Annotated in this window: 11 protein-coding genes, 1 tRNA gene and 1 pseudogene; 6 read left to right on the forward strand and 7 right to left on the reverse strand. The window is 67.2% G+C overall.

Annotated elements, in window-relative coordinates:
* Together WBA11_RS03395 and WBA11_RS03400 are read left to right on the forward strand one after the other, a co-directional pair.
* A partial coding sequence (locus tag WBA11_RS03395; protein WP_424519318.1) for an AMP-binding enzyme occupies positions 1–786 on the forward strand: 786 nt, incomplete at its 5' end.
* 14 nt (positions 787–800) lie between these two features.
* On the forward strand, positions 801–1,214 hold the full coding sequence (locus tag WBA11_RS03400; protein ID WP_424519319.1) for a hypothetical protein: 414 nt from the start codon (positions 801–803) through the stop codon (positions 1,212–1,214).
* On the opposite strand, the gene WBA11_RS03405 is transcribed toward WBA11_RS03400, so the two are convergent.
* Together WBA11_RS03405 and WBA11_RS03410 are read right to left on the reverse strand one after the other, a co-directional pair.
* Positions 1,189–1,614 (reverse strand): FKBP-type peptidyl-prolyl cis-trans isomerase, encoded by a 426-nt coding sequence (locus WBA11_RS03405; RefSeq protein WP_424519320.1) that lies wholly within the window; start codon positions 1,612–1,614, stop codon positions 1,189–1,191. The genes WBA11_RS03400 and WBA11_RS03405 overlap by 26 nt on opposite strands.
* A 161-nt stretch (positions 1,615–1,775) precedes the next feature.
* Positions 1,776–2,321, reverse strand: a complete 546-nt coding sequence (locus tag WBA11_RS03410; RefSeq protein WP_424519321.1) for a hypothetical protein — start codon at positions 2,319–2,321, stop codon at positions 1,776–1,778.
* A 146-nt stretch (positions 2,322–2,467) separates the two neighbouring features.
* Here WBA11_RS03410 and WBA11_RS03415 point away from each other — a divergent pair, with 146 nt between their 5' ends.
* Positions 2,468–3,214 (forward strand): acyl-[acyl-carrier-protein] thioesterase, encoded by a 747-nt coding sequence (locus WBA11_RS03415; protein ID WP_424519322.1) that lies wholly within the window; start codon positions 2,468–2,470, stop codon positions 3,212–3,214.
* Positions 3,187–3,576, forward strand: coding sequence for a rhodanese-like domain-containing protein (locus WBA11_RS03420; protein WP_424519323.1), 390 nt, complete (start codon positions 3,187–3,189; stop codon positions 3,574–3,576). Before WBA11_RS03415 ends, WBA11_RS03420 begins: the two co-directional genes overlap by 28 nt.
* Before the next feature lie 17 nt (positions 3,577–3,593).
* Here the strand turns inward: WBA11_RS03420 and WBA11_RS03425 are convergent, their stop codons facing one another.
* The 3 genes from WBA11_RS03425 to WBA11_RS03435 form a co-directional block, all read right to left on the reverse strand.
* On the reverse strand, positions 3,594–4,790 hold the full coding sequence (locus WBA11_RS03425; protein WP_424519324.1) for a phosphoglycerate dehydrogenase: 1,197 nt from the start codon (positions 4,788–4,790) through the stop codon (positions 3,594–3,596).
* A 112-nt stretch (positions 4,791–4,902) separates the two neighbouring features.
* Positions 4,903–6,105, reverse strand: coding sequence for a DUF1015 domain-containing protein (locus WBA11_RS03430; protein WP_424519325.1), 1,203 nt, complete (start codon positions 6,103–6,105; stop codon positions 4,903–4,905).
* 296 nt (positions 6,106–6,401) lie between these two features.
* On the reverse strand, positions 6,402–6,596 hold the full coding sequence (locus tag WBA11_RS03435; RefSeq protein WP_424519326.1) for a hypothetical protein: 195 nt from the start codon (positions 6,594–6,596) through the stop codon (positions 6,402–6,404).
* Between the two features lie 876 nt (positions 6,597–7,472).
* On the opposite strand from WBA11_RS03435, the gene WBA11_RS03440 reads away from it, so the two are divergent.
* Positions 7,473–7,544, forward strand: a tRNA-Met gene (locus WBA11_RS03440).
* Between the two features lie 44 nt (positions 7,545–7,588).
* Here the strand turns inward: WBA11_RS03440 and WBA11_RS03445 are convergent.
* Positions 7,589–7,966 (reverse strand): NFACT RNA binding domain-containing protein, encoded by a 378-nt coding sequence (locus tag WBA11_RS03445; RefSeq protein ID WP_424519327.1) that lies wholly within the window; start codon positions 7,964–7,966, stop codon positions 7,589–7,591.
* A 32-nt stretch (positions 7,967–7,998) separates the two neighbouring features.
* Here WBA11_RS03445 and WBA11_RS03450 point away from each other — a divergent pair, with 32 nt between their 5' ends.
* Complete coding sequence (locus WBA11_RS03450; protein ID WP_424519328.1) at positions 7,999–8,928, forward strand: L-threonylcarbamoyladenylate synthase; 930 nt, start codon at positions 7,999–8,001, stop codon at positions 8,926–8,928.
* Here WBA11_RS03450 and WBA11_RS03455 read toward each other — a convergent pair.
* Positions 8,925–9,124: pseudogene (locus WBA11_RS03455) on the reverse strand (hypothetical protein); the annotation flags it as partial. The gene WBA11_RS03450 and the pseudogene WBA11_RS03455 sit on opposite strands and share 4 nt — an antisense overlap.

Raw genomic sequence — 9,124 nt, forward strand, 5'->3', positions numbered from 1 at the left:
GTCGGGTCGACGGGAAGCCCGTGGGACCCCGAGAGCTGGCGCTGGCTGTTCGAGACCGTCCTCGAAGGCGAAAAGCCGATCCTCAACTACTCGGGCGGGACCGAGATCTCGGGCGGGATCGTGTGCGGCAACCACGTCCAGCCGCTCAAGCCGACCGGGTTTCCCGGCCCGGTCCTGGGCATGGACGCCGACGTCGTCGACGAAGAGGGCGCCCCCGTGCGCGGAGCGGTCGGAGAGCTCGCGATCCGCCAACCGTGGATCGGGATGACACGAGGGTTCAGGGGCGATCACGAGGACGAGCGTTACCTCTCGGCCTACTGGCAGACGACGCCGGGCCTGTGGGTCCACGGCGACTTCGCAGCCGTTGACGCCGACGGCCAGTGGTTCCTGCTCGGCCGCAGCGACGACACCATCAAGGTCGCCGGCAAGCGCCTGGGGCCGGCCGAGGTCGAGGCCGCGCTCAACGCCTCGCCGGACGTCTTGGAGAGCGCCGCCATCGGCATCCCCGACGACGTCAAGGGGCAAGCCGTCGTCGCCTTCGCCGTCCTCTCCGACGGCGTCCTCGAGGACGAAGACATCCGGTCATCCTTGACGGGCCGCGTGGCCGACGCGCTCGGTAAAGCGCTCCGGCCCAAGGCCATCTACTTCGTCGACGCGCTGCCGAAGACGCGCAACGCCAAGGTCATGCGACGCGTCATCCGTGCCGCGCATCTGGGCGCCGACTTGGGCAACACGACCGCCCTCGAGGACGAGTCTGCCGTCGAGGCCATCCGCGACGCTCGATAACTCCAGCCAAGCGCATGAGCTTCAAGACGCTATGTCTCGCCGGAGCGACCATCACGCTGATCCTGTCTGGGGTCCTGATGGTCCACCCGCCGCTTCTACTCTCGCTTTTCGACCTCGACGGCGGCACCTCCATCGAGGTGATGACGCGGCGTGCATCGGTCCTCTTGCTCGGGATCGCTGTCACCCTCTGGCTCGCACGGGACGCCGCACCATCTCCGCTGCGGCGGGCCGTCGCAGTGGGCACAGCCGTGACCATGCTCGGGCTCGCAACCCTCGGTACGGTCGAGATCCTCCGCGGGTCGGTCGGCCCCGGGGTGATCCTGGCGATTGGGACCGAGATCGTCTTGGGAGCCGGCTTTTTGTGGAGCACGGCCGAGGACCGGTCGGCGTCCTCGAGAGTGGCTACGCCTCGATCTCGACGAGTGTGATCTCGAACGTCAGGTCTTCGCCTGCGAGCGCGTGGTTGGCGTCGAGCGTGACCGAGTCGTCGTCCAGTTCCGCGACCGTCACGATGACCGCGCCGCCGCCCTCGAGACCGAGCTGGAGCTGATCACCAAGCGAGATCTCGCCGTCAGGCATCTGGTCCCTCGGCACGATCAGCGTCTTCTCGGGGTCGGCCTCTCCGTACGCCTGCGCCGCTGGGATCGTGACCACTTTGGTCTCGCCGGGCTCGAGGCCCATCACCGCCGCATCGAAGCCGGGGACCACCTGGCCAGCGCCGGCTGTGAAGGCGAGGGGGTCGCGGCCTCGGGACGAGTCGAACTCAGAGCCATCGGCTAAGGTGCCGGTGTAGTGGACGCGGATCTGGTTGCCGGACTGGACGGGCATCGAAGTCGAGGGGGTCGGGAAAGCCGAAAGGTCTCGGTCATGCCTAGAGGGCGCAAACGAAGACCCCGGTCAGCGCGCCCCGACGGCGTCCTCGAGGACGGCCCAATAGAAAAGGGGGCCTGAGCCGAAGCCCAGACCCCCTATCAGCGATGCCGCCTGGATCAGGTAGCGTCGTAGTAGTACACGTTGTCAGCGCCGTGCTCGGTGTAGCTCGACTCGAGGTACGTGCGGTCCTTGTCGTCCTTGGGGTGGACGCCGACCATGATCCCGCCGTCCTTGACGTCGTTCTCGTAGACCTGCGCCTGGTCCTCCGGGATGCCGGCACCGACCAAGGCGCCGAGCAAGCTGCCACCGGCGCCACCGGCGCCAGCACCTGCGAGTGCGCCAGCGAGCGGGCCTGCGACCGCGCCGATGCCTGGGATCAAGACGGCTCCGCCGATGCCTGCGATGGCACCGATCACTCCGCCGGTCGTGCCACCGACTGCCGCGCCGACGCCGGCGCCTTCGGCGGCCTTCGAGCCTTGCTCAATTTCGTCCTCGGCCACGTTGCGGTTGTAGCGCTCGCGCGTGTCGTCGGACATCACGACGTGGACGTCGTCGTCGGTGTAGCCGCGGTCGCGGAGAGATGAGTAGTAGCGGTTCGCTGCGACGGGGTCACGGAAGGTGCCCGTAACGAGAGAGCGGTTGGTCTGAGTGGTGTTGTCCATTGGATTGGATGGGTAGAAGGGACCCGTTCAATGGGGACGAGCCCCTGTGTGTTTCGTCGATTCTGTGAAGCGTGGTCTTCCGAGTCCGTTCTGGGGAAACCCCCGGTCCGGGTCCGAGGTCCTCTCGTCCCACACCGACGCGACTCGTGCCCACTCCCCTCATCTGGTCCGAGCCGTTCGCGATCCGATCCTACGAGGTCGGACCAGACGAGCGCGCGTCCGTCCTGACGCTCTGCGACCTGCTCCAGGAAGCGGCCGGCGAACACGCCAGGGCCGCGGGGAAGGACGGGTTCTCTCTTCCGAACGGCAGTTGGGCGACCTGGGTGCTCTCCCGGCTCGCCCTCGAGGTCGACCGCCGCCCTCGACTCCGCGAGCGCCTCGAGGTCGAGACCTGGCCCGCCGACCTCGATGGGCTCCGCGCCACACGCGACTTCGTCGTCACGGGCGGCGACGGCGTCAGGCTCGCCAGCGCGACGAGCCAGTGGTTCCTGATCGACGTCGAGCGCCGGCGCCCCATTCGCCTTCCTCGGTCGATGGACGGGTTCTCCGTCCCGGACAAGCCGCGGGCGCTCGTCCTCGAGGGCGAGCCCGTGGCGCCGGCCACCGTCGAGCACCAAGCGACGTTCCGCGTGCGCCGCTCTGACCTCGACCGGGTCGGCCACGCGAACAACGTCCGGTTTATCGAGTGGGCGCTCGAAGCCTTACCGTCGGACGTCGGCCTCGAGGGCGTCGACGTGCTCTACCGGGCCGAGGCGGTGTACGGCGACGAGGTCGCTTCCCAGGCGGGGCCGCTGGTCGACGGCGAGCGCTATCATCGGCTCGCCCGAGTCTCCGACGACCGCACCCTCGCCCTCGCCCGAACCCGATGGACCGCGTCTACCGAATCGTCCTGACGCTTGTCGTCTTGTTCGCCGTTTTCTACGGCTTCGAGTGGTTCACGTCGGGTGGCGAGACGGAACCCATCGAGGTCGCCGTCGAGTCGATCCGCGAAGGGGCGTCGGTGATCGACGTTCGCACCGCGTCGGAGTACGACGGCGGACACATCGAGGGCGCGATCCACGCCAACGTACTCGGGGACGGGTTCCGCGACGCCGTGGCCGACCTCGACCGAGACGAGCCGGTCTACCTCTACTGCCAATCCGGACATCGAAGCGGCCGCGCAGCGGCCGTCCTCGAGGGGATGGGCTTCGCGCGCGTCGTCAACGTCGGCGGCATCGGCGCTCTCGAAGAGGGCGGGTTGCCCATCGCTAGGTAGCCGACCTCGAGGGCGAGTTACAGCTCGATGATCGTCGCGTTGAGCACGTGGCTGACGTCACGGATCCGGGCGAGCGTCTGCTCGTCGGGCGTCCCGTCAAACTGGATCCTCGCGCACGCGGCCTCGGCTCCTTGGAAGACCAGGTTCTCCATCTCGTGGACGTTCCACGACGCCTCCCGCATCTCGCCCAGAACTCCTGCCAGGACGCCGACGCGGTCGAGGTGCCGCACCGTCAGCAGATGCGTCGCGGGTGACTGCTCGGCCAGGTTGACGCCGTTCTCAACCGCGCCCGTCTCGACGTACATGAGAATGACGCGAGCGGCCTCCTGCCCGATCGCCCCGGTCGCTTCCGCCGTCGACGCGCCGACGTGATGCATGATATAAGCAGACCCGACGAGCGGATGGTCGAGCACGCCCGTCTTCGACTCCGGCTCACCAGCGGGCACATCCGTCGCGTAGCGGATCCGTCCGGCCTCGAGGGCGGCGGCGACAGCGCTCTCATCGACCACCTCGGCGCGGGCCGTGTTAACGAGTGCGGACCCGTCCGGCATCGCATCTAGAAAATCGGAGTCGACGAGGTGCTTCGTGTCCGGCGTCGAGGCGACATGGACCGAGACGACATCGGACGCACGGGCGACCTCGATGGGCGACCCCGCTCGAGTGATGCCGAGAACTTGAGCCGTCTCGTCCGTCAGCGACCGGCTCCAGGCCACGACCGGCATCCCGAACGCCTTGGCCCGTGCCACCATCTCCCGACCGATGCTTCCCATTCCGAGAAGCCCGAGCGTTCGGCCTCGCAAGCCCCGTGCGGACGAGAACCCCTTTTTGTCCCACCGCCCCGAACGCCCCTCGATCACTTGGTCCGGGATCCGACGATCGAGGGCGAGGATCAGCCCGAAGGCAAGCTCGGCAACCGCCGCCGCGTTCTTCCCCGGGCAGTTGGCCACGAACACCCCTCGGTCTGACGCGCCCGCGACATCGATGGTGTCGACGCCGGCCCCGGCTCTCACGATGAGTTCGAGAGACCTGGCCGCATCGAGGGCGTCCGCCGCTACGCGCGTCGATCGCACCAGCAAGATTCCAGGGTCGTAAGACCCGAGCGCCTCGACGAGCGCGTCGCCCTTGAGCGTAGCGTCTTCGAGGACGGTGAGCCCTGCGTCTCGAAGCCGGTCGAGGGCAGTGTCAGAAACGGAATCGGCGACGAGAACGGTCATCTGAGATCGCAGAGGAGGAACGTGAAACCACGCGCCCTCGAGGACGGCTGGACAAGCCCTCGATCAAGCACGACTTCGGTTCGGGTGTGACTGCAGCGGCAGCGGCTACGTCTTAGTCCCAGAAGGTGTGGACCAGGAGCCCACTCCTCAGCTTCGGCTCGAACCACGTCGACTTCGGGGGCATACGCTCGCCGGCATCCGACACGTCCAACAGCTCCTCCGGAGCGGTCGGGTACATCGAGAAGGCGATGTCGGCCTCGTCCGAGTTGACCAACCGCTCGAGTTCCTCCGTCCCCCGGATGCCGCCCACGAACGCCACGTTCTGGTCAGTACGAGGGTCAGTGATGTTGAGCATCGGCTCCAAGACGAACTCGGCCAGCCGGGCCACGTCGAGCGTGTCCGCGACGCCGTCCCGCTCGGTCTCCGGGAGCACCAACGTCATCCAGCCGAAGTCCATGCCGAGGTAGAACGCGACCGTCCCGAACTCTTCCGGCTCGGGGAACAGCGCTTCCTCGACCTCGAAGCGGCGCCGGAGTTGGTCGAGGAACTTGCCCTTCCCGACCGGCAGGTCCTTGACGATGCGGTTGTACGGCAGGATCTCCATGTCCTCGTACGGGAACAGGACGGCCAGGAAGTGTCCGGCCTCGTCTGCATCTACGAGCTTCGCCGCCCTCGAGGCCGCAGCGCTCCGGTGGTGTCCGTCCGCGACGTAGAGTCCGTCGATCTCAGAGAAGGCCTGGACCAACTCGCTGGTGCCGTCGATGGCCCAGACCGTGTGCTGGACGTAGTCCTTGGCTCGGAAGTCGTAGATGGGCTCCTGCTCCATCGCCGCCTCGACGGCCTCGTCGATAGCGTCCTCGCCGCGGTAGGCGAGCATCACAGGCTCGGCGTGGGCCTTCTGCGCCACCACGTGCCGCGTACGGTCGTCCTCTTTGTCAGGACGCGTGTCCTCGTGCTTGAGGATGACGTCGTTGTCGTAGTCCGCGACCGACACCAACCCGACGATCCCGGTTTGTGCCCTGCCGTTCATCACCAACCGGTAGACGTAGAGCCTCGGCTGATCGTCACGGACGAACGCTTCGGTAGACGCGAGCTCTCGGAGCGCTTTGGCGCCTTGCTCGTAGACCGCGTCATCGTGCTCGTCGACGCCCTCGAGGTCGATCTCTGGACGGACGACGTGGAGGAAAGAGTGCGGATTGCCGGCGGCTAGCTCACGAGCCTCCTCCGATGTAATCACATCGTAAGGGACCGAGGCGACGTCCTCGGCCGTCTCAGGGGAGGGCCGGAGTGCGCGGAACGGACGAACGGAGGCCATATGAGGCGAATTGGGGGCGATGTACCGTCAAGATAGAGGCGAACTCCCGTCGATCGTTTCAGACTTCTATTTCAACACTTACGATCAGGACACCCCGCTGACTCCCGAGGCCTCCGCCAAACGGCTTGAACGGTACGGCTTGGCGATGAAGTCGCCCAATCCCAGCAGCGAGGCGGCGCCTCCGATCTGCGGTGCTCGCGAGTGCCGTGAACGCGACGACCCGGAGCTCTTCCCTAAGTCCGCTCGGATGCGCCGCGTGACCTCGACGCCTGACAGGTTGGGCTGCATGACATCCATCAGGACCAGTCGTAGTGCGTTTCTCGGATCCGTTCCAGGTCAGTGGGTCCGCCCTCCGCCGAACCGGCCTCGATGCCCACGACGCGGACCATGTCGAGGATGAGCAGCGCCTGGTTGGCCGAATCGTCCTCGACGACAAGAACCCGTTTGACGGACGACGGCTCGACGTCGGCGGGACGCGTCCCGGCGGCCATCCGCAGAGGATGACAAGAGCGCCCTGCGTAGAGATGGGGTCATGGTCCGGCGCCGCAATCAGATCCGGTGAAACGTCGGCGACGCCTCGAACCACGATCGGCACATCGCTCATCGAGTACTGATCCTGAATGGACCGGTCCAATCGGACGCCGGCCCCGTCCTCACATGCTGACGAGATGTAGAGCGCGTCGAAGGTCTCGTCCTTGAGGCGCTCGGTCGCCTCTCTAGCGACGGCAACTCCCTCTCCGGTCACCCCGAGCGACTCGGCGCGTCCTAGCGCGAGCGCCCTCGAGGGCTCGTTCGAGTTGACAACCAAGACTCGGAGCCCCTCGAGGTTGGCCGCCCTGGTTTTTGTGTCGATCTCGTGAGCGGGAACGGTGAGTCACGCGCGCCGTGCGCCCTCGAGGACGAGCGCCCCTCCGGCCTCTCGCGCCGCCCCCTTGGTTCGCGCCGAGAACGGCCTCGACAACTCGACGGATCCCGAGTCGCGTTCCAGCCTCATCGACCTAGTCCGGGACGCCCGACGTCACCGATACCGTGACGAGGGCCGATTGGGTCGCCGGTTCCGACGGCGACGTGCCACTGAGACGTCGCAGCGGCAACCTCGGGTGAGGCCGACACGACAACCAGCAGCCACGGCACGGCGTCGAACGGCGACGAGGTCTCTTTCGATTCGTGGGAGCCTGCGATCCCGTTGCGGTCGTCCAGTTGCAAATCGCCGGATTCGGTCGGCAAGTCCAGGAAGCCTCGGAGCACCGCACAGCCCGGGGCGAACTGGCGTCACTCGGCGAACTTGGTCCCGAGTGTTGATTCATCCGACTTCCATCCCTGAGCCTTGCCCAAGCCTCGGTTTTCCGGTACCATGGGTTTTCCATCGCGGGGTGGAGAAGTGGTATCTCGTCGGGCTCATAACCCGAAGATCGGGGGTTCGAATCCCCCCCCCGCAACTAGCGCCGGCTCCTTCGGGGGTCGGCGCTTTCGTTTGTGACGGCTAGGCGCCGTAGACCTTGACTGATTCGTACCGCTTGAGCCGAACCGACCCCGCTTTGGCTCCTCGAGGCTTCGTCACGTCGCAGGCGCGGCACACGTGGACGTCCACCTTGCCCGACGCGTTCTTCGCCTTCGAGTGACGGACGGCGAGCTCCGCGGCCTTCTTGACCACCGCTCGCGGCACCTCCCCCCCGTCGGGCGTTCGAATGACGACGTGGCTGCCGGGCGTCCCCCCCCCGACATGGAGCCAAACGTCTTGCGGCCGAGCCACCTTGAACGTCAGCTTGTCGTTGTCGCGCGCCGTCTTGCCGACCATGACCTCGTAGCCCTCGATGTCGTGCGTGTCGTAGTCGGCGAGGGTGGGCGTGCGTCGGGCCATCAGAGTAGTCTTGGCGGGACCGAAACCTAGCCATGCCGACCCTCCTCACTCGCGACCCGTCTGACGCCGTCGCCGTCCTCGAGGGCGGCGGCACCTGCGCGTTCCCGACGGAGACCGTCTACGGGCTGGGCGCTCTCGCTCGAGACGCCGAGGCGGTCGAGGCTGTTTTTCAAGCCAAGGGCCGCCCAGGCGACAACCCGCTGATCGTCCACGTCGCCGACCTCGAGGCCGTCGAGGGCGTGGCGACGATGACGGAGATGGGGCGCCGGCTTTTGGAGGCGTTCGCGCCGGGGCCGCTCACGGTCGTTCTGCCCGCGCGCTCGGGTCTGGCACCGACGGTGACCGCAGGACTCGACACGGTCGCCGTGCGGGTCCCGAGCGGAATCGCCCTCGAGATCGTCCGCGGCGTCGGTGCCCCCGTCGTAGCGCCGTCGGCGAACCGGAGCGGGCGACCGAGCCCGACGACGTGGCAGGCCGTCCTCGAGGACCTGGACGGGCGCATCGACGCCATCATGCAAGGGCCTCCGACCGCGATCGGAATCGAGTCGACGGTCGTGGACGCGTCCTCGAGGACGCCCGTCGTCCTACGTCCCGGGAGCGTGACGCTGGCCCAGATCCGAGACGTCTGTCCCGACGCCCGCAACGCCGATCATGGAGACGGCACGATCAGATCTCCAGGGACGAGGCACCGCCATTATGCCCCTCGAGCGACGGTCACGGTCGTCGACCTCGAGGACGCGCAACCCGGCTCCGACGCGGCGTGGATCGGCGTGTCAGAGCCGCCCGACGGCTATGGCCTAGCGACCGTATGCGCCGACCTCGAGGACTACGCGCGACGCTTGTATGACGCGTTTCGACGAGCAGACGCGCACGAGCTGACTCGCATCGAGGTCGAACGCGTTGAGGGCGATGGCATCGAGGCCGCCCTGTCGGACCGGCTCCGCCGTGCGGCCGCGCGCTAGCCTCCGATCAGGCCCCGCCCGACGTACATCAGGACGAAAAGGGTGATCCAGACCAGGTTGCCGACCCCCAGGCCAAGCGACAGCGTCTTGCGTCCAGAGTCGTCGCCGGCCGCGAGCTTGTTCCAGCCTCGGCGGATCAGCAGGAGTTGGACCGCGACCAGGATCAGCCCCAAGGTGAGCGACGTGTGGTACGCCC

It is taken from the genome of Rubrivirga sp., from assembly GCF_049648075.1.
GTDB lineage: Bacteria > Bacteroidota > Rhodothermia > Rhodothermales > Rubricoccaceae > Rubrivirga.

Bases quoted from the DNA above. Each gene is read 5' to 3' on its own strand.
- WBA11_RS03400 (WP_424519319.1), top strand. From the start codon at position 801: ATGAGCTTCAAGACGCTATGTCTCGCCGGAGCGACCATCACGCTGATC.
- WBA11_RS03405 (WP_424519320.1), bottom strand. From the start codon at position 1,614: ATGCCCGTCCAGTCCGGCAACCAGATCCGCGTCCACTACACCGGCACC.
- WBA11_RS03410 (WP_424519321.1), bottom strand. From the start codon at position 2,321: ATGGACAACACCACTCAGACCAACCGCTCTCTCGTTACGGGCACCTTC.
- WBA11_RS03420 (WP_424519323.1), top strand. From the start codon at position 3,187: ATGGACCGCGTCTACCGAATCGTCCTGACGCTTGTCGTCTTGTTCGCC.
- WBA11_RS03425 (WP_424519324.1), bottom strand. From the start codon at position 4,790: ATGACCGTTCTCGTCGCCGATTCCGTTTCTGACACTGCCCTCGACCGG.
- WBA11_RS03430 (WP_424519325.1), bottom strand. From the start codon at position 6,105: ATGGCCTCCGTTCGTCCGTTCCGCGCACTCCGGCCCTCCCCTGAGACG.
- WBA11_RS03435 (WP_424519326.1), bottom strand. From the start codon at position 6,596: ATGGCCGCCGGGACGCGTCCCGCCGACGTCGAGCCGTCGTCCGTCAAA.
- WBA11_RS03445 (WP_424519327.1), bottom strand. From the start codon at position 7,966: ATGGCCCGACGCACGCCCACCCTCGCCGACTACGACACGCACGACATC.
- WBA11_RS03450 (WP_424519328.1), top strand. From the start codon at position 7,999: ATGCCGACCCTCCTCACTCGCGACCCGTCTGACGCCGTCGCCGTCCTC.